Here is an 18,976-nt window from a genome sequence, read left to right on the forward strand (position 1 = left end):
ACCCCCACAACCAACACCCCCACCCGCCCCCCCCACCCCCCCCCCCCGTGTTCCCGCTTTACCCCGGGGGCCCCGCCGCCGGGGGCGCCCCCGCCACACCGCCGCGTTCAGTAGCGCGTCGGAGGTTGCTCGACAGGTAGCCGAGTACGCGCTTAGCCCGTCCCCCCGTCGGGCACCCTCACCCCCATGCGGCCGCGATGGAAGCGCGCGGGACTGGTGACCGGGCTCGTCCTGGTGGTGTGTGGTTACTTTCTGCTGCTTTGGCAAGGGCCCTGGTGGCTGGACGGGCGGCATCTGCGGACCGAGGATCTGGAACCCGCGGACGCTGTCGTCGTGACGGGTGTTCGTACGGCTCTCGTCGCTCTGGGGGCGGGAGCGGTCGCGGCGGCCGGTCTCTACTACACGGACCGCAGCTTGCGGCACACGCGGGAGCGGGACCGCGAGCAGGCGGAGCTCTCGCGAGAGGCGCAGGTGAACGACCGCTACGTCGAGGCCATCAAGCTGCTGGCGTCGGATCGTACGGTTGAGCGCCTGGGCGGCATATACGCCCTCGAACGCATCATGCGCGACTCCCCCAAGGATCACCTGACGGTCGTCGAGGTGCTCGCGGCGTTCATCAGGGAGCACACGCTCCTGGGCACGGAGGGAGAAGCGCGGGTTCGGACCGACCCACATCCGACGGAGTACGTGCAGGCCGCGTTGACCGTGCTGGGGCGGCGCCCGGTGACGCACGAACCCTTCCGCATCGATCTGCGGCAGACCGATCTGAGGGGCGCCGACCTCAAGCAGGCCCGGCTGGACCGGATCCGGCTGGGCAGCGCGGAGTTGAACGGCTCGGATCTCACCGAGGCGCGGCTGGAGGACGCCTGGTTGCAGGAGACCTGCCTCGAAGGCGTCTGGCTGGACCGGGCGTACCTGGGCGAGGCCAATCTGCGCGCGGCCGACCTGCGAGGGGCCAGTCTCGTGGACGCCGATCTGTCGAACGCCAGGCTGATCGGGACAGATCTGGCGACGGCGCGGGGCTGTACGGCGGAGCAGGTCGGGGCGGCGGCCGTGATCGACGAGGCGACGAAGCTGCCTCCCGGCATCACGGCCGAGCCGGAATCCGGTCGGGCCACCTGACGACCTCGTGCACGGTTGGCCGTGTTTCAGGTAGCGGGTGACTCCCGGGCGGACAGTTCTTCGGCCAGTTCCATACAGCGCAGGCGGGCTGGGGAGAAGTCGTAGGGCATCTTGCCGGTGGCTTCGAACGCGCTCATGGAGTCAGCCTCCCGCCTGCCGGAGCTGAGGTCGGCCTCGTCCTCGCCGTCATCGGCGGTAGCAGGGTGCGAAGTGTCCCAGGCGTCGAAGAGGGCATCGTCGTCCTTCCTCAGTCCGGAATCCTCGATGACCGCCTGCAGGGCGCTTTCGAACGCGTGCCGCTCGACGGCCACCTGAGCCACCCGTGGGTCATCGACGGCGACGCTGTCATCGAGTGCCTCCTCGGCGTCATCGATGCGGTCGGAGTCCTCCCGCAGAGCGGGATGCGTGGCCAGGACGACGAAACGGCTGGTCTGGACGGCCGCGCCGAGCGGGCCGAAGATCCGCTCAGTGACCAGCAGACTGTCCAGGTCCGCCTGACGCAGGGAGTCCTCGGGCAGGCTCTTGAGACGGTCGGTGACGAAGTCGGAGAGCAGGCCCAACCGGCTGCCTTCGGTGCGCATCCGCTGCACAGCGGTCCGCTGCCGCCGCAGTTCCGCCTCCCGCTCGGCGAGGGTTTCCTCCAACCGCTCCAGGATGCCCGCGATACCGTCTCCGCCGTCCGCACCGGCGGAAGCCGTGCCGGTGGTCAAGGCGTCACGGATGTCGTCCAGGGTGATTCCGGCGTCGGCCATCTTGCGAATCCACAGAAGTCGGATCATGTCCTCGTACCCGTAGCGGCGGCGGTCGTCGCCGCCGCGCTCGGGCTCGGGGAGCAGGCCGATCTCGTGGTAATGGCGAATCGCCCGCGGCGTGGTGCCGGCGAAGACCGCCGCGTCACCGATCTTGACCTGGCGGGGTGGCATGAAGGACGAATGCATGAGCAGGGACCTTTCCCCGAGGGACCGGGACGTAAGTCCACCGGACCACATGCCGCTACGGAAGGTGCAACCCATACACACCGCCCGGCGCCAACCCCGAATCGCCGCGGTCTGAACCCGAATCCGAACCTGGAGCACGGCTCAGGACTGAGTAGGAGCCGGTGTCGGGGTCGGGAGGGCTGGGGTTGTTTGTTCGCTGGTCAGGGCTTTGGTGAGTTTTTGGGCCAGGAGGGGGTCCCCTGGGAGTACGTGGGAGGCGAACCAGCGGGCCGCTTCCGGGGACGGGGAGGGTTCTACGAACTCGGGGCCCGCGTAGTCGTCGAGCGGAGGGTCGTAGACGTAGCCGGTGACCACGCCGTGGCGGATCAGCCGGGTGATGAGGGTGTCGCGGTCCCGGACCAGGAGCGGGGCCCGGAAGAGAGGGAGCGGGGCGTCGCCCACCGGCATCCGGTCGCGTAGTACCGGGGAGGCCCAGGGGGTCTCCGAGAGGTGGGCCACACCGGCGCTGCGTTTGGTCAGGTTGGTGTCGAGGGCGGCCATGCGCAGCTCCAACTGGGCTCGGACCAGGGCTCCGTGGCGGGACCGGAAGCCATGCAGGTCCACGCGCACCCAGGGTTCGTACGCGTCGAGGCTCGGGGGTTCGAGCCCGCGGGCGGAGAGGCGTGGCCTGTGCAGGGGCATGCGGTAGGCGTCGCGTTCCAGCAGGCCCAGGCGTTGCAGGGTCCGCCAGACGGGGCGCACCAGGTGGAGGGTGCGTACGGTGGACCGCGCCAGGGGGCGAAGGGTCGCGGTGAGGTCGTCGCGGAGGCGGCGCGGTGCCAGGAGTTCGTCGCGCAGGGTCTCCAACTCCCGTCGTGCGCCCGCGTTTTCGACGGCGAGGAAGCCACCGGCTGTCGACGCCGCGTGCTTGGAGAGGCTGAACGCCGCGGCCTTCCCGAACGTCCCTATCGGCTGCCCGTCCACCCTCGTGCCGATCGCGTGCGCCGCGTCCTCGAACAGCGGGATGCCCAACTCGTCGCAGCGGCGCCGCAGTTCCACGACCCGGTCGGGGATCCCGTACAGGTTGGTGGTCAGGACGGCGTCCACGTTCCGCCAGGTCGACTCCGGTATGGCGGCCGGGTCGATGTTGCCGTCCCACACCGACACCGGGGCCTGCACCGGGCGCAGTCCGGCGGCGAGGACGACGAAGAGGATCACGTCGTCGTTCACCGGCGACATCAGCACCCGTGCGCCGGGCGCGCACCAGCGGCGTAATGCCAGGTAGAGGGCCAGTCTGGCCGACGGGGTGTAGACGCATTCCCGTCCGAGCCGCCGTGACATCGTCTCGGCGAGCCGCGCTCCGTACGACATCGTCACCCCGTTCCGTTCGCGTCCGTCGTTCCGTCGTTCCGTCGGGAATCACCGGTGCCATGGGGCTACCACGGGTTCCACGTGAGGTGGGGAGGTGGGGAGGGAGATGAAGGGGGATCGTCGGCGGGCTCAGCGGGGTCAGCGGGCTCCGGGGTCCGTACGGGTCGTTCCCGGGCGGGCCGAGGTGCGCAGGGCGCCGGCCGTTCTCAGCAGGCGGTCGGCCGGTTCGCGCAGCCTGGGATGGGCCAGGACCGTGTTACGCAGGCCGCGGACCGGTCTGCGCCACATCCGGTGTGCCGCCGCCACCGGGCTGGGGCGGGTCGCGAACCCCTCGCCCACGCGCAGCTCGCGGGTCTTGAGCCAGTCCTTGTACTCCTTGTCACCGCGCCCCATGTCCATGAGCCGCACGCCCTGCCGGCCGGCCGCCTCGGCCATCCGGAGGTGCATGATCAACCCGGGTGAGTAGTAGCGGAGTTCGGGGTCGTACGCCGTGAACCAGGCCGCGAACACCGTGCGCGAGGCCGGTCCGAAGTGCGCGGCCACCGGCCGGTCACCGGCGTAGACGACGGACAGCATGCCGGTGAAGTGTTCCTCGCGGACGTGGAAGAAGTGGTCGACCAGATCCACGATCCAGGGCCGCGCGAAGCGGTCCATCCGTCCCGTCCTGCGGTACTGGGCGGACTTCCACTCCATGAGCCGGCGCAGCATCCGCGGGTCGCGCTCGTCGAAGACGAACCGCATCTCGCCCAGGTCCCGGCCCAGGCGGCGTTCCTTCTTCAGGGTCGTCTTGGCCAGCCCCGGGTACGCGCCGCGCAGCCACTCCGCGTAGCCGCCCTCGCCGACCTTCAGGTCGAGTACCGGTGAGGCGAACGTCCCCGTCACGTATCTGCCGAAGGGTCTCTGCTCCTCGACCAGGTGGTCGAACTCGAAGACGGACAACCCGCAGGCCTTCAGCAGCCGTTGGGTGTCCCAGGTGACTCCGGGTCGGTGCACGAGGGCCTGGCAGTCGGAGAGCCCGAGGCCGATGGCCCGGCCGACGCCGAAGGCGTTGCGCTCGTACGGGAGGAAGCCGACGGGCTCCCCGTGCTCGTGCAGGACCGCGACCCGCGCGCCGCCGCGGTGCCTGCCGACTCCGGCCGCGAACTCCGGTGCCAGGAACGGGTTGGCGTAGTGGGGGGACTCCTCCATCGCCCGGTGCCAGGCCTGGATCAGCGAGGGGCTCAGCTCCTGGGGCCGGTGGACCGTGATGTCCGTGGCAGCGGACCGGGCCGCCTCGACGGTCCCCTCGGCGCTGCCTGACCGACTCCGGCCTGACGGATCTGACTGACCTGACCGTGCGGATTGCCTGGATCGCATGGGCGACCGCTCCCCCGATTCCCCCGTGACGCGCCGTCCGCGTCCTGTCACTTCCTTGGCCACGTCCCTGGTCGGCTGCCAACTGTTCGGCGAGGCTCAAACGTCGCGAAAGGTACGCACGCTGTCAAGGGTGCCTGTCGTAACGGAAGTACGCGGATCGGGTGGCACGGTCGCCCATTTCCGGCAGGTCCGGCGGCGAAGTCCTCTCGTCGGAGAGCCGGAAGGTCCGCCCTCAGAAAGTCACTTCCGCCGTGTCCGTGGTCCTCCCGAGCCGGCCCGGTGCCCGCTGTTCCTGCCAGTAGAGGTTGGTGTGGGCGATGACCTGGGCCGGGGGCGGTGCGCCGTACGCCGTGAGGTCTTCCGTGGTGTGGGCGTCGGCGACCAGCGTCACGTCATAACCGCGGACGAAGGCTCCGTGCAGGGTCGAGCGGATGCACGCGTCGGTCTGGGCACCCGTGACGACGAGCCGGCCCACACCGCGTTCGGCGAGCAGCGTCTCCAGCTCGGTGTCCTCGAAGGAGTCGCCGTAGAGCTTGTGGACGAGCGGCTCCGCGTCGGCCCGGACCAGCTCCGCCACGTACTGCCAGCTCTCGCTGTCCCGCTTGAGCTGGTCGTCGGAGTGCTGCACCCACACCACGGGTACCTCCTCCGAACGGGCCTTGTCGAGCAGGGTGTTGATGTTCGCGATCACGCCGTCGCGGTCGTGGACGTCCGTCATCGCGCCGTTCTGCACGTCGATCACGAGCAGCGCGGTGTTCGGCCTGTCGGGCAGGGTCGTCATGGGAGCCTCTCCGTTCGCTGGTCCCACCACACTAGGACGGGCCACTGACAACGGCCCGGGATCGCGCGAACGACCGTGGCCGAGCCCCGGTTCCCGGCGGCTCCTTGGGCTCCGGCGTGACCACGCTGTGCGCTCGCTGTGAGTTCCCTGATTCTCACTCTTCCCTCAGTACGGGCTCACCGACGCCCCAGACAGGGTTGCGACGTTCGTCTCCCAGTCGCCCCCTCTCCAACCCTGGAGTGCGTGTCATGACGACCCTCGCCCCGCCGACCCGTGACGAGCCGACCCTTGACGAGCCAACCTGTGACAAAGAGGGCCGACGGCGCCCGCACCGGGCCGGGCCGCCCGCCGACGGAGGTGTCGGGCCCCGCCTGCGCAGGCTGTTCACCGGGCCGCCGGACGATCCGCGCTGGGCCAGGCCCGCGCTCTGGGCGATCCTGGTCCTGGCCGTCGGGCTGTACGCCTGGAACGTCTCCTCCGTCACCGGCAACAGCTTCTACAACGCCGCCGTCTACAGCGGCACCAAGAGCTGGAAGGCGTTTTTCTTCGGCGCCCTGGACTCGGGCAGTTTCATCACCGTCGACAAGCCGCCGTTCGCGCTGTGGGTGATGGGCCTCTCGGCTCGCGTGTTCGGCTTCGGTGCCGGGCAGTTGGCGCTGCCGATGGTCGCGGCGGGCACGGGATCGGTGGCGCTCCTGTACCGCATGGTCAAGCGGGACTTCGGCGCGATGGCGGCGACCGTCGCCGCGCTGGCGCTCACGCTGACGCCGATCACGGTCGCCATCAACCGGGACACCAACCCCGACCCGGTCCTCGTCCTCCTGATGCTCCTCGGCGCGGCCGGGCTGATGAAGGCCGTACGGGGCGGGCGGCCGGCGCCACTTGTGTGGTCGGCGGTCGCGATCGGGTTCGCGTTCAACACGAAGATGATGCAGGCGTACGTCGTCCTGCCGGTCTTCCTCCTCACCTACCTCTGGGCCGCCGACGCCCCGCTGGGCAGGCGGATCCGCAACCTCGCCGTCGCCTCGGTCGCGCTCGTCGTCTCCAGTGCCTGGTGGATGGTGGTCGTCGACCTGTGGCCCGCGTCCTCGCGCCCCTACATCGGCGGTTCGACCGACAACACCGTCTGGGACCTCGTCATCGGCTACAACGGCTTCGGCCGTGTCTTCGGGGCGAGTTCGTCGACGGGCGGCGCGGGGAACGGCGCGAGTTTCGGCGGATCCGCCTCCGTGCTGCGCCTGTTCAACGACATCATGGGCGGCCAGATCTCCTGGCTCATCCCCTTCGCCGCCGTCGCCCTCGTCGGCGGTCCGGTGCTGCGCGGACGGGCTCCGCGCACCGACGCCAAGCGTGCGGCGCTGCTCCTGTGGGGCGGCTGGTCCGTCCTGCACTACCTGACCTTCGCCCTCGCGGAGGGCACCTTCCATCCGTACTACGTCACCGCCATGGCACCCGGCATCGCGGCCCTGGCCGGTATCGGCGGGGTGATGCTCTACCGGGCGTTCCGTGACGGCCCGGCGGCGAAGTGGGGCTGGGTGCTGCCGCTGGCCGTCGCGGTCAGCACGGTCTGGGCGGTCGTCCTGCTCCAGCGGGTGTCGGGCTCCGGGACGCTCTACACCGTCGCCGAGTTCGTGGCCGGAATCACGGGTGCTGCCTCCGTACTCGGGCTGCTCGTCGGCCGGTTCACCCGTCGGCGGCGGCTGCTGGGCCTCGCGGCGCTGACGGCGGTGGTCGCCCTGCTGGCCGGTCCGACGGCGTACTCCCTCGCCGCGGCCACGAGCACCTCCAGCAACGGCACCAACCCGACGGCCGGTCCGAGCACGGGTGGCGGGCCGGGTGGCGGCGCGCCCACCGGCACCGGCACCAGCACCGGTCCCGACACCGCCGGCAAGAGCGGCAGCGCGCCCACCGGCAACCCGCCGACGGGCGGCGGCACTGGTGGCGGTACAAGTGGCGGTACGGGTGGCGGCGATACCGAGGTCGACTCCGAGATGATCACGTATCTGGAGGAGAACCAGGACGGCGCCACCTGGCTGGTCGCGGTGGCCACCGACCAGACGGCGGCCTCGATCATCCTGGAGTCCGGCGAGCCCGTCATCTCCATGGGCGGCTGGTCGGGCACGGACGAAGCCATGACCCTCGCCAAGCTCAAGTCCCTGGTGAAGTCCGGCCAGTTGCACTACATCGTCATCAGCGGCGACGGCGGCGGCCAGGGCACGGACTCCGAGATCACCACCTGGGTCGAGGCGCACGGCACCGCCGTCGACGCCGGTTCCAGTAGCGGTCTCTACCGCCTGGACGCCTCCGACGTCGGCTGAGCGGCCCGCCCGGTTCACCCGTACGGATTCCGTTGTACGGGTGTGCTGGGGTGAACGTACGCCCCCGAGTGGGGAGTTCGTCACCGTGAACAGCGGGAGCGGCAAGGGCCGTAGGAAGAACGCGTCAGCCATGAAGATGGTGGGGGCGCTGATCGGGGTGTTCCGGCGGACGGCCGGGTACACCCAGCGGGAGCTGGCCGAGCGGCTGATGGTGGACGAGCAGACCCTCGCCTCCATCGAGCAGGGCAGACGGTCCCTGAGAGCGGAGTACGCCGAGTTCCTCGACGAACTTCTCGACACCAAGGGGGTTGTCCGTGGCCGTGGCCAACATGCCCGAGGTGGATCTGTTTCCCCGGTGGGCCGAGGAGTACATCGACCTGGAGCGGGAGGCGCTCGCGCTGTCCTCGTACCAGAACCAGGCCCTTCCGGGGCTTCTTCAGACCAAGGAGTACGCCCGCGCGGTCTTCCGGAACGATGTCCCCGTTCTCTCCGGGGACGAGATCGAGCAGCGAGCCGCCGCGCGAATGGAGCGGCAGGAGGTCCTGCGCCGAGAGAGCCCGACGACTGCCAGCTTCGTCATCTCCGAGGCGGCGCTCAAAGACCGGCTCGGCGGCGACGAGGTCTACGCCGAGCAGCTTCTCCGCCTCCACGAGTGGGCGGGTCTGCCCGGAGTCACGGTCCAGGTCATGCCGCTGGGACGCGATTTCCATGCCGGGCTCTCCGGTCCGTTCGTGCTCGTCGAGACCGCGGACCATCAGCGCGTCGCCTACGTCGAAGGGCAGCTCAACGGCAGGCTCATTGCCGACCCCGACGAGGTATCCGTCCTCGAACGCAAGTATGCGATGCTGCGGACACAGGCTCTCAACCCTCAGGAGACCAAGAGCCTGTTGGGCCGTTTGCTAGGAGAGCAATGAGCACCGCATTGCAGTGGTTCAAGTCCAGCTACAGCACCGAGCAGGGCGGTGACTGCCTAGAGGTCGCCTCCTCACCGCACGCCGTCCACGTCCGGGACTCCAAGAACGCCGACGGCGGCCCCGCCCTCGCCGTCGCCCCCGCCAGCTGGACGGCGTTCCTGACGCTTGCCCGCGGCTGAGAGCGTCGCGGTCACCGCGAGGGATGTCGCCGCCATCAGGGTCATCGCCGTTCCCGGCGAGGTGAGTTGAGCCACCGACCCCGCCAGCGCCGCGCTCACGCCCTGCATGGTGAGCATTCCTGAGGAGTGCAGGCCCAGGGCGTGGCCGCTCAGCTTCTCGGGGGTGAGGGCCATCAGGCGTTCCTGCTGGATCAGGCTCGCGCCGAAGCCGACGGAGGCGAGGGCGACGCAGGCCGCCGCGATCGCCGTACCGGGGCGGAGGGCGAAGAGCAGGTAGGGCCCGGCCAGGAGCAGCAGGAACGGGATGCCCAGCCGGCGGCGGACCGGCGGCGGCAGGAAGCGGCCCGTCGTCACGTCGCCCACGAACATCCCGAACGCGCCGCAGGCGAAGAGCAGGCCCGCCCGGTCGGGGGCGTAGGACACGTACAGGGACTCGCAGCCGACGACGAGGCCGTTCGGGATCCACAGGAGCAGGTACGTCGTGCGGCGCGGGGGCGAGGACCACAGCAGGGCGTTCGTACGCCAGGTCTGCGCGACGGACGGGCGGCCCTCGGCGCGTGGCGGGCGCCTGGTCAGGCCGAGCCGGGTGACCAGGGCGGCGGCCACGTACAGAGCGACCGCGACCGCCAGTGTGGCCCTCGGTGACAGCACCGCCATCAGCGCGCCGCCGGTCGCGAAGCCCGCGATCTGGGTGAGGCCGTTCGCCATGTTGAAGACCGAACGGCCCAGCAGATAGCCGTCCTTGGACAGGATCTCGTTCAGCAGGCCCCAGCGGACGCCGCCGCCGAGCGAGGAGATCAGGCCGAGCAGCGCGATGACGGCGAAGAGCGCCCACAGGGGCAGGCCGGGCATCGCCATCACCGCCGTACCGACGGCGAAGGACAGGGCGATGCCCGTCATCGTCGAGCGGGGCGGCAGCCGGTCCGCCGCCGACAGCAGCGTGGTCGCGCCGACCACCTGGGCCAGCTGCGGCCCGAACATGCTCACCGCGGACAGCAGAGGCGACTCGGTCGCCCTGAACACCAGTGTCCCGATGGCCAGCGCGCCGATCGTGGACGCCGCCGAGTGCAGCGAGGAGGAGAGGAAGAGAGGAGTGAACTCCCGGGTGCGGAAGAGGTCGGAGTAGCTGCGCATGCGCGGAGTCTGGGGTGCGGTGCGCGGCGGTCGTTATTGTTTCGCGCAGGAGCGAAACGTCAGGCGGGTTGGCGTCGCGGAAGCGGAACATCGAGAGGTGGGAGGGGGGCGTTCGCGTGGGCTGGTGGCAGGTCAACGCCGACACGCTCGCCGGGAGCCGCTTCGTGCTGTCGCCGCTCGCCGAGACCTTCGCGAGCCTGAAGCTGCTGCACGCGGCAGCCGCCTCGCACCCCGGCGAACAGGCCTGGCTGCGTGCCCATCTCCCTTCCTACCGGCGGTACTTGGCCGCCGAGCCCGTCACCGCGCTGCTCATCCGCTCCGGGCTCGGCCGGGACTGGATCGCCGACTTCCTCACGCCGACCCCGCACGAGGAACCGACCGCCTTCGAGGACGAGGTGGCGCGGGTGCGCGCGGTCTCCCCCGCTGAGTCGCGGGCCCACCTCACGCTCTCCCTGCGCGGCCCGCTCCCCGCCCGCCTGGACCGCGACGACCTCCCGGAGCGCGCCGCGGACCTCCTCACCCACGTGTGGGAGGACGCCGTACGCCCGTACTGGGCCCGGCGGCGGCGCGTCCTGGAGGCCGATGTCGTCGCGCGCACCGCGCAGTTGAGCCAGGGCGGCTGGGCGGCGGCGCTCGACGCGCTGCGGCCGGGGATGCGGTGGCTCGGCGACAACCGGCTCCAGGTGAACGCCCACGAGTACCCGCCCCGTGAGATCTCCGGGGCGCGGCTCTTCTTCGTGCCGGTCACTCCGCAGCGCGTCGGGTGGGTCTCCTGGGAGGAGCCGCACCGGTACGCGGTGATCTACCCGTGCGCGGGCGCGCTGGCCGGCGATCCGGGCGAGGCGGCGGTGCCCGCGAGCCTGGGCGCGCTGCTGGGGCCGGCCCGCGCGGCCGTCCTCGTACTCCTCGACTCCCCGCTGTCCACCACCCAGCTGGTCGCCGTGACCGGGCAGCGGCTGGGGTCCGTCGGGCGGCACCTGAGGGTGCTGCTGGACGCGCGGCTCGTGGAGCGGCGGCGGGCGGGACGGTCGGTGCTGTACTCGCGGACGGCCACCGGTGAGGTGCTCGTCACAGCCCAGCGGGGCGAGCGGACGGGGGAGCCCTTCACCCACCGGAGTTAGGCTCCGTTTCATGACTACTGACAACTCCGTGCTCGATGTCGAGATCGATTCCCTCCAGGGTGGTTCCGCGGACCTCGCGCAGTACCGGGACAAGGCGGTACTCATCGTGAACGTGGCCTCCAAGTGCGGCCTGACCCCGCAGTACGCGGGCCTCGAACGGCTCCAGGAGCGGTACGCCGCCCAGGGCTTCACCGTCCTCGGGGTGCCCTGCAACCAGTTCATGGGCCAGGAGCCCGGGACCTCCGAGGAGATCGCCGAGTTCTGCTCGGCGACGTACGGCGTGACCTTCCCGCTGACCGAAAAGGTCGACGTGAACGGGGACGCGCGGCACGGGCTCTACGAGCGGCTGGTGACCACCGAGGACGCCGAGGGGCACAGCGGGGACATCCGCTGGAACTTCGAGAAGTTCCTCGTCGGACGCGACGGCACGGTACTTGCGCGCTTCTCGCCGCAGACCGAGCCGGAGTCGGCGGAGGTCGTCGCCGCGGTGGAGAAGGCCGTCCTGCGCTAGGGCCTGTCGTCCACGGAGGCCTGCGGCCGTCGCGTTGACCTTGCCCTTGGGGCAGGGGCCATCGTCCTTGTCACCGGGCGGAAGGCGCCCGGTGACGGAGGATGGGCCAGTGGACCAGAACCTGCTCACGATCGGCGCGTTCGCCGCCCGTTCGCGGCTCTCGCCCAAGGCGCTGCGGCTGTACGACCGGCTCGGGCTGCTGGCCCCGGCGTACGTCGACGAGGTCAGTGGCTACCGCTACTACCGCGCCGACCAGGCCGAACGCGCCCGTACGGTCGCGCTGCTGCGCCAACTCGACATGCCCCTGGCGCGTATCGCCGAGGTCGTGGCGGCCGAGGGTTCCTCGGCCGCCGCGCTCCTCACGGCGTACTGGGCGGACGCGGAGGCTCGGTTCGCCTCGCAGCGGACGCTCGCCGAGTTCCTCCGTGGACGGCTTTCGGGAAGGAGCTCCGAGATGTACGGGAAGTTCGTGGTCGAGACGGTCGAGGTGCCCGAGGTTGTGGTGCTGACGGAGACGCGGCACACCCTCGCCGCCGAGTTGCCGGCGTGGATTCCGGCGTCGCTCGGGCGGCTGGAGGAGGGGGCGCGGGCCTGTGGCGGGGTGAGCGCGGCGCCCTTCGTCGTCTACCACTCCGAGGTGTCCCAGGAGAGCGACGGGCCCGCCGAGTCGTGCGTGCCCGTCGCCGACGGGGCGGCCGCGCGGGCGTGGGCCGACGGCCCGGGGCGGGCCCGGGAGACGCGCGTGCGGGTCGAACCCGCCCGGCGGCTCGCCTACACCCGGATCACCAAGGCGCAGGTCGCCCATCCGCAGATCCTGGCCGCGTTCGAGGCGGTCGAGGCGTGGGTCGCGGAGCAGGGGCTGACGCTCGACGGTCCCTGCCGGGAGGTGTACTTCACGGACTGGGACTCGGCGGGGCCGGAGGACGCGGTGTGCGATGTGGCGTTTCCGGTGAGGTGAGGTGAGGTGACGTGAGGTGAGGTGAGGTGACGGCGGTGGGGGGTCGGGGGGTGAGTTTTTCGCCCCCTCCGCCCCTTCCCGTCCCATTCCTGGGGCTCCGCCCCAGACCCCGCTCCTCAGACCCCGCTCCTCAGACGCCGGAGGGCTGAGAGTGCTTACCTCAGCTCCTCCGGGCACGGGGTTCCCCGGGGGAGCTGGTAGGGCGCCGCAAGGCGGTAGGTGCCCGGTGCCGGGGCCAGGAGTTCTGTCCAGGTGTCGCCGGAGGCGTTCTCCTCGGCCTGGGTCAGGCAGCCGTTGACGTTCTCGTAGGTCTTCGGGGTGCCTTCGGCGCGGTCCTTGGAGGCCTCGGTCTCCTGCGGGGGCTCAAGGCTCTTGCCCTCGGCGTCGACGATGCTCAGCCACGGGGAGTACGGGATGCGGATGAGGATCCGGCCCGCCTTCTTCACCTCAAGGGTCATCTCGCCCTGTTCGGCCCGGTCGACGACGGCGTTGGGCTCGGCGAGCGGGGCGGGGTCGGTGACGGTGAAGAGCTGCCAGTTGGCGTCGCCCCAGATCTGCCTGAGGTACGGCATCCCGCGCTGGACGAGCTCCCGCTCACGCTCCCCGCCGTCGCCGTCCAGCTCCCCCTTCGGCAGCACCACGTAGTGCACGGCCCAGCGCTGGAGCCACTCGTGGTAGTTCGCGGAGTTGAGGGTGTCGTCGTAGAAGAGGGGGTTGCGCTCCATGTCGGCCTGACGGTTCCAGCCACGGGCGAGGTTGACGTACGGGGCGAGAGCGGAGGCCTCGCGGTGGGAGCGGGAGGGGACGACCTCCACCCGGCCCTTCTCGGCGTCGACGACCTGGAGTTCGTTGACCAGGGGGGCGAGTTCGCGCGCCCAGGACGCCGCCGGGGTCGTGTGCACGACGTCGTCGACCGACTTGAAGCCGATCCACCCGGTGAATCCGACGAAGGCCAGCACCGTGGCGTACCACTTGCGCGAGCGCGGCACCGTGAACGGCAGGGCGGCCATCAGCGCGACGCCCGCGAACAGCATCGCCAGGCGCGTGATGTTGGAGCCGATCTGGGAGCTGATCAGCCAGACGAGCAGCACCGCGAGGCCGTACACCGCCGACGTGATCCGTACCGTCTTCCACTCCTTGGGGACGAGGAGGAAGACGGCGACGGCGGACGCGAAGGGCAGTGAGGCCGAGCCGACGGCCATCGGCTGGGTGCCGGAGAAGGGGAACAGCCAGGCCGACAGGGCCACCACGACGGCCGGCGCGATCCCGAGGGCGTACGCGCCCGGCCGGCGTTTCTGGAGGAAGAGGGCGACCGCGACCAGGCCGACGAACAGGCCCGCCACCGGCGAGGAGGCCGTGGCGAGCGCGGCGAGGGGCGCGGCGCACAGGGCCTTCGCCCAGCGTTTGTAGCGCCAGCGGTAGGGCCAGCAGAAGACGACGGCGGCCGCGGCGAGGCCGAACACCATGCCCAGGCCGTACGTCACCCGGCCCGAGGCGGCGTTGCAGAGGAGGGCGAACACGCCCGCGAGGGCCGGCCACAGCGGCTGCCGGACGGCCCGGCTGCGGATCAGGATCAGCGTGAGCAGGCCCGCCGAGAGCGTCCCCGCGATCATCATCGTCGTACGGACGCCGAGCACCGACATCAGATACGGCGACACCACGCTGTACGACACCGGGTGCATCCCGCCGTACCAGGCGAGGTTGTACGCCGAGTCCGGGTGCTGTCCGACGAACTCGGCCCACGCGTCCTGCGCCGCGAGGTCCCCGCCACTGTTCGCGAACGTGAAGAACCAGACGACGTGGAGCACGCCGGACAAGGCTGTCATGAGGAGGACGGGGTGCCGCAGGAGCTGCCCGGTGAGACGGGTCAGCGGCGTCGCGCGGGGGGCGGTCGGTCTGTCGCGCGAATCGGGTTCAGGGTCGTGGGCGATCGCGGGCGGAGGTATTCGGGTGCCCGATCCTGGGCTGCCCGGATCGGCGTCGTCGGCGTGTGTCGGCTCCGCTGTCGCCACTGCTAGGCACTCCCGGTATCCCGTTTTCCGTTCTCGGCCGGGACCCGTGGCCCGCGACCAGCCCCGATCTCGCGACGCTAGCACGCACCCCGCCGGTGAGCGCCCGGGTGGGGCGTCATCAGCGGGGTGCGGGGCGTTCGGAGGGCGTTCACCAGGTGTTCGCGACGTTCGTCGCGCACCCCGGCGTACGCCCGCTCAGGCGACCCGGGTCAGCTTCGCGCCGAATCCGGGCTCGGCGAGCTCCGACCGCAGGGCCACGGGGATCTTCACGGCGTGGTCGGAACCGTCGCCGACCGTCAGCTCGCCGACGGTCGTGCCCGCGCTGCCGGTGTGCGGAACCGTCTCGCCGTCGGCGGCGCCGATCGAGAGCTTCGTCTTCAGACCGGGCCAGCCCACCGCGGTCATGTCCTTGGTGGCGACGACCGGGGTCTGTCCGCCGAGTCCGTCGTCCACGTACCCGACGACGTCGCCCTTCTTCACCACCGTCGCCGACGTCAGGCCCTGCTGGACCTTGTCGATCAGCTTCTGGCTGTTGGTGAGCGCCAGCTGGAGGCTGTCCCAGACCTTGCCCGTGCCCGCGTTCTGGCCGAGGACGGCGCCGTAGACGGTCTGCGTCTTGCCCTTCACGGTCTTGGTCGCGGCCCACACGAGGTTGCCGCCCGCCGGCGTGGAGGAACCCGTCTTGAGACCGGTCACGCCGACCTGCTTCACGAGCAGGTCGTTGTTGTTGTAGATGGTCCCGTCGAGCCCGGGGATCTTCGCGCTGGCCATTCCGACGATGCCGGCGAACACGGGGTTCTGCATGACCTTCTTGGCCAGCTTGAGCTGGTCGGTGGCGGTGCTCACCGTCGTCTTCTCCAGACCGCTCGGGTCCGTGTACGTCGTGTTCGTCATGCCGAGCTCCTCGGCGGCGGCGTTCATCTTGCCGACAAAGGTCTTGTTGTCGGAGTCCCAGCGGGCCAGCAGCCGGGCCGCGTTGTTGCCCGAGGGGATCATCAGCAGCTGGAGCATCTGCCGCTCGGTGAACTGCTGCCCCTTCGTCATGGCCGCCGTCGACTCGTCCACGTTCTTCGACTCGTCCTCGGCCTGCTGGTCGACGGTGATCTTCTCGCCGCCGGCGTCCCCCTTCAGCGGGTGCTCCTGGAGGATCACGTACGCCGTCATGATCTTCGCGACGCTCGCGATGGGTGTGGCGGTCTGCTTGCCGTCGGTGCCGAGACTGCCGACGCCCTCGACCTCGATCGCCGACTGGCCCTGACCGGGCCAGGGCAGGTCGAGGGTGCCGCCCTCGAACGTGTAGGTCGAGTCGGCGGTGAGCGTGAGGGCCGCCGCCGGGAGCGGGCGTACGGCCTGGGCCACCGCGAAGATCACCGCGAGCAGCACGACCAGCGGCGTCCAGATCTTGACCCGCCGCACGATCGTCCGCACCGGCGTCTGCCGGGGCGGCGGGGTGTTCGTCAGCTCCGCCAGCAGGTCCAGCGGCGGCTTGGGCGGCAGCGGCTGCTGGGTGGTGCGCTCCGGGCCGACCTGCGGAACCACGGCCGTGCCGTCCGCGGCCACCGGGGCCGCCTTCGGCTTCTCCGTACCGGGTTCGTCGAGGGGCTTGAGAGCGACGAACTTGCTGGTGCGTTCGGCGGGGGTCTCGGGCTTGGGGGCGGGGGTGGGCGCCGGGGCGGGAGCCTTGGCGGCGGCGGGAGCGGGCGGCTTTACGTCGCCCAGCTTGAGCATGGTGGTGGGCTGGTCCACGGCCGGTGCCGGTGCCGGGGGGCGTGGGGCCTTGAAGACGGCGGTGGGGTGGTCTACGGGGGGTGCGTCTTTCGGGGCGGCCGTCGGGGCGTCCTTGGGAGCGCCTTTCGCGTCTTCGGAGGCGTCCTTCGGGGCGTCTTGGGGAGCGGCGTCCTCGGGGGCGTCCTCCGGGGCGGTGACAGCGGCCCTGGGGGTGCCCTTGGGGGTGGGTCGCTTGTCCTCGACCTTGTCCTGGGGGTCGGGGTCGGGGTCGGGGTCGGCCTCGGCGAGGGCTTCGGCCTTGTCCTCGGGTGTGGCGTCGGGCTCGGGGTCGGCGTCCGTCTTGGCGGAGGCCTTGGGCTTGGCCTTGGCGTCCGTCTCGGCGGAAGCCCTGGGCCTGGCCTCGGATTCGGTGCCGGGCTCGGGCTCGGCGTCCGTCGAGGGCTCGGTGGCTACCGCGACGGGCTCAGCGCCGGTGCTGGTGGCGTTGCTGCGGCGGTCACTGTCGCTGTCGCTGCCCCCAGGCTCCGCGTGGGCGTCGGACACGGTGTCACCGGACTCGGCGGCACCCTTCGTACCTGCATCCGCAGCCCCGCTGGAAACCTTCGCTTTAGCAACTACCTCAGGCCGGACCTCGTCTTCCGACACCTCATCGGCGTCATCGCGCGCGTCGGCATCCGCGTCCGTCGCCTCCCCGGCGGCGGAGCCGTCGCTCCCGGCGTCCGGCTGCACGTCGGCGCTGTCCGCGCCCGGCGTGGACCTCTCACCGGCCGAGCCGGTCCCACCGGACGTGCCGGACGCGTTGGTCCCCCCGGCGGCCTCCGCAGGCCCTCCGGAGGTCTCCCCCGCGGCCTCCCCGGCCTCGGCGTCACCGTCGTCCGCCGTCGCGACCCACGCGGCGACAGCCGCCCGGAGTCGCGCGTCGCCGGGGGGCCCGTCGCCGGTGCCCTCCGGACCGGCGTCGGAGCCCGCTCCGTCCGCCCCGTCCCGCAGATCCCGCGTCGAGAACACCGCCGTAGCCTGATCGACCCGCACGGTGGCCGCCCGCGCCACCGCGAGGCGCGGGTCGACCGGAGCCGATGCCGGCTTCACTCCCCGCGTCGGACCCGGAACCACGGCCGCCGTCCCCGTCGTCGGTTCTCCCGACGACGCCGACGACTCGTGTTGCTTCGACCTGTCGGGGGACTCGCCCGCCACCGATGCCTCCTCCATGCGCCGCACGCCCGCCGTGCGCCCATCCGAACCGTGTAACCGCAAAAACCCGTTAAACCCTTGAACCGCCGCCCGGACACCGCTGTCCGAACCATGTACCAGTGTCCTGTGTGGGGGCTTGTCCCCTGCGGTAGACGAGAACGACATACCTACTGGTTCCACTACGAAGCGGTCACGCCCTCTCGACAGATGAATGTGAGAGGGGTCACCCTGTCATTCATCCACGCGGGGAGGCATGGATGGGCAGGAGCCGCAGATCAATTCCGGAAGAGCTTCTTCTGCTGGCGCTGGACCCGACCACGGGTACCACCGCACAGCCGCAGTCGCTCGACCTCGGTCTGGCCGGAGCACAGCTAGTGGAGCTGGCGCTGGCCGGACGGATAGCCCCGGACGGGGATCGTATCGCCGTGGTCGTACCACGGCCGACTGGAGATCCAACACTGGACTGTGCGTTGGAACTGCTTCGCCGACGCGGAGCACCCGTACGCGCAGTGAACTGGATTGGCGGACCCCGCCTGGGGCTGCGCCAGACCTATCTCTCGCATCTGGAGAGGTGCGGCATGGTCCATGCCGTGGCCGGCCAGATGTGCGGGGTGCTTCCGACGACTCGCTACCAAGCGACGGACACGGAGATCAGCCGGGAGATCAAGGCCCGGCTGGACAGCGCGATCCGTACCGGCGTTCCGCCGGACCCACGGACCGCGGCGCTCGCCGCACTGGCCCACGCGGTCGGACTCGGCAAGCACCTGTATCCGGGTAATGAGGGACGTTCGTCCCGCTCCCGGCTACGGGATCTGATCAGGCACGACCCCATGGGCGGCCTCGTGGCCCACGCGGTCATGGACGTCCAGAACGGTGTGGCCGCACAGCCACGCCGTAGCCCGGCACCGGCAGGCCGTCCGGCCGGCGCCGGAGTCAGGCCCGCACCGGAACCCGCCCGCGGTGTTCCGATGCAACCGCGCCACGGTTCCATGGCGCGTGCCGTGGCCCACTGAGCCGCAGTACCCACGGCACGACAGCGGAACCGCAGCACCGCAGGACCCGTACGACCGCACCACCAGCGCCGCACCGCAGTCCCCAGGATCCGGTTCGGGAGCCGCTGGCTCGCGCGGGGCGATGAGACCGTACGTCCGGACGACGACACGGCCCCACCGCCCCGCGCGGCCGCATGTAAGGACGTACGTCCGGGCTGCGCGCAGGCGTTCATGCACACGCATACGCGGGCGCGCGGACGAGCGTTCAGGCGGCCGCGCACCAAGCGGGACGGACAGGCGTACACACCGCCGCTACCCGGTCCGACGGACGGGGCGTTCACGAGATCGCCTGCGTCCGCGTCCGGTCGGCC

General features: G+C 71.0%; 14 protein-coding genes and 1 pseudogene. 8 read left to right on the top strand and 7 right to left on the bottom strand.

The window, feature by feature from the left end; translation table 11 throughout:
- Positions 1-186 precede the first annotated feature (186 nt).
- On the top strand, positions 187-1,122 hold the full coding sequence (locus ACIP79_RS20945; RefSeq protein ID WP_401225358.1) for a pentapeptide repeat-containing protein: 936 nt from the start codon (positions 187-189) through the stop codon (positions 1,120-1,122).
- A 26-nt stretch (positions 1,123-1,148) separates the two neighbouring features.
- Here ACIP79_RS20945 and ACIP79_RS20950 read toward each other — a convergent pair whose 3' ends face one another.
- From ACIP79_RS20950 to ACIP79_RS20965, 4 genes are all read right to left on the bottom strand, one after another.
- Positions 1,149-2,060, bottom strand: coding sequence for a MerR family transcriptional regulator (locus ACIP79_RS20950; protein ID WP_401225360.1), 912 nt, complete (start codon positions 2,058-2,060; stop codon positions 1,149-1,151).
- A gap of 141 nt (positions 2,061-2,201) precedes the next feature.
- Positions 2,202-3,410, bottom strand: a complete 1,209-nt coding sequence (locus ACIP79_RS20955) for a DegT/DnrJ/EryC1/StrS family aminotransferase (protein ID WP_401225363.1) — start codon at positions 3,408-3,410, stop codon at positions 2,202-2,204.
- A gap of 138 nt (positions 3,411-3,548) precedes the next feature.
- Positions 3,549-4,766: a GNAT family N-acetyltransferase gene (locus ACIP79_RS20960; protein ID WP_401225366.1), complete on the bottom strand. Its 1,218-nt coding sequence runs from the start codon at positions 4,764-4,766 to the stop codon at positions 3,549-3,551.
- A gap of 232 nt (positions 4,767-4,998) precedes the next feature.
- Positions 4,999-5,547, bottom strand: coding sequence for an isochorismatase family protein (locus ACIP79_RS20965; RefSeq protein ID WP_401225368.1), 549 nt, complete (start codon positions 5,545-5,547; stop codon positions 4,999-5,001).
- Between the two features lie 248 nt (positions 5,548-5,795).
- Between ACIP79_RS20965 and ACIP79_RS20970 the strand changes: the two genes are divergently transcribed.
- The 3 genes and pseudogenes from ACIP79_RS20970 to ACIP79_RS20980 all read left to right on the top strand — a co-directional run bounded on the left by ACIP79_RS20970 (position 5,796) and on the right by ACIP79_RS20980 (position 8,958).
- Positions 5,796-7,865 carry a glycosyltransferase family 39 protein gene (locus tag ACIP79_RS20970; protein ID WP_401225371.1) on the top strand — a complete coding sequence of 690 codons (2,070 nt, stop codon included), beginning with the start codon at positions 5,796-5,798 and terminating at the stop codon, positions 7,863-7,865.
- A gap of 130 nt (positions 7,866-7,995) precedes the next feature.
- Positions 7,996-8,779, top strand: a pseudogene (locus ACIP79_RS20975) (helix-turn-helix domain-containing protein).
- Positions 8,683-8,958, top strand: a complete 276-nt coding sequence (locus ACIP79_RS20980) for a DUF397 domain-containing protein (protein ID WP_401225657.1) — start codon at positions 8,683-8,685, stop codon at positions 8,956-8,958. Before ACIP79_RS20975 ends, ACIP79_RS20980 begins: the two are co-directional and overlap by 97 nt.
- Here ACIP79_RS20980 and ACIP79_RS20985 read toward each other — a convergent pair.
- Complete coding sequence (locus ACIP79_RS20985) at positions 8,851-10,092, bottom strand: MFS transporter (RefSeq protein WP_401225372.1); 1,242 nt, start codon at positions 10,090-10,092, stop codon at positions 8,851-8,853. The two genes, ACIP79_RS20980 and ACIP79_RS20985, sit on opposite strands and share 108 nt — an antisense overlap.
- A gap of 116 nt (positions 10,093-10,208) precedes the next feature.
- Here ACIP79_RS20985 and ACIP79_RS20990 point away from each other — a divergent pair, with 116 nt between their 5' ends.
- The 3 genes from ACIP79_RS20990 (at position 10,209) to ACIP79_RS21000 (ending at position 12,682) form a co-directional block, all read left to right on the top strand.
- The gene (locus ACIP79_RS20990) at positions 10,209-11,213 is read left to right on the top strand and encodes an ArsR family transcriptional regulator (protein ID WP_401225374.1); all 1,005 of its coding nucleotides are present in this window, start codon (positions 10,209-10,211) and stop codon (positions 11,211-11,213) included.
- A 10-nt stretch (positions 11,214-11,223) separates the two neighbouring features.
- A complete protein-coding gene (locus ACIP79_RS20995; RefSeq protein ID WP_401225376.1) occupies positions 11,224-11,724 on the top strand; it encodes a glutathione peroxidase in 501 nt (166 codons plus the stop codon).
- A 109-nt stretch (positions 11,725-11,833) separates the two neighbouring features.
- A complete protein-coding gene (locus ACIP79_RS21000; protein WP_401225379.1) occupies positions 11,834-12,682 on the top strand; it encodes a MerR family transcriptional regulator in 849 nt (282 codons plus the stop codon).
- Positions 12,683-12,837: 155 nt separating this feature from the next.
- Here ACIP79_RS21000 and ACIP79_RS21005 read toward each other — a convergent pair whose 3' ends face one another.
- Together ACIP79_RS21005 and ACIP79_RS21010 are read right to left on the bottom strand one after the other, a co-directional pair.
- On the bottom strand, positions 12,838-14,694 hold the full coding sequence (locus ACIP79_RS21005; RefSeq protein ID WP_401225382.1) for an MFS transporter: 1,857 nt from the start codon (positions 14,692-14,694) through the stop codon (positions 12,838-12,840).
- 195 nt (positions 14,695-14,889) lie between these two features.
- Positions 14,890-17,631 (bottom strand): serine hydrolase, encoded by a 2,742-nt coding sequence (locus tag ACIP79_RS21010; RefSeq protein ID WP_401225383.1) that lies wholly within the window; start codon positions 17,629-17,631, stop codon positions 14,890-14,892.
- Positions 17,632-17,870: 239 nt separating this feature from the next.
- Between ACIP79_RS21010 and ACIP79_RS21015 the strand changes: the two genes are divergently transcribed.
- Positions 17,871-18,626, top strand: coding sequence for a GPP34 family phosphoprotein (locus tag ACIP79_RS21015; RefSeq protein WP_383678217.1), 756 nt, complete (start codon positions 17,871-17,873; stop codon positions 18,624-18,626).
- Positions 18,627-18,976 lie beyond the last annotated feature (350 nt).

This window comes from Streptomyces sp. NPDC088747, assembly GCF_044751025.1.
GTDB lineage: Bacteria > Actinomycetota > Actinomycetes > Streptomycetales > Streptomycetaceae > Streptomyces.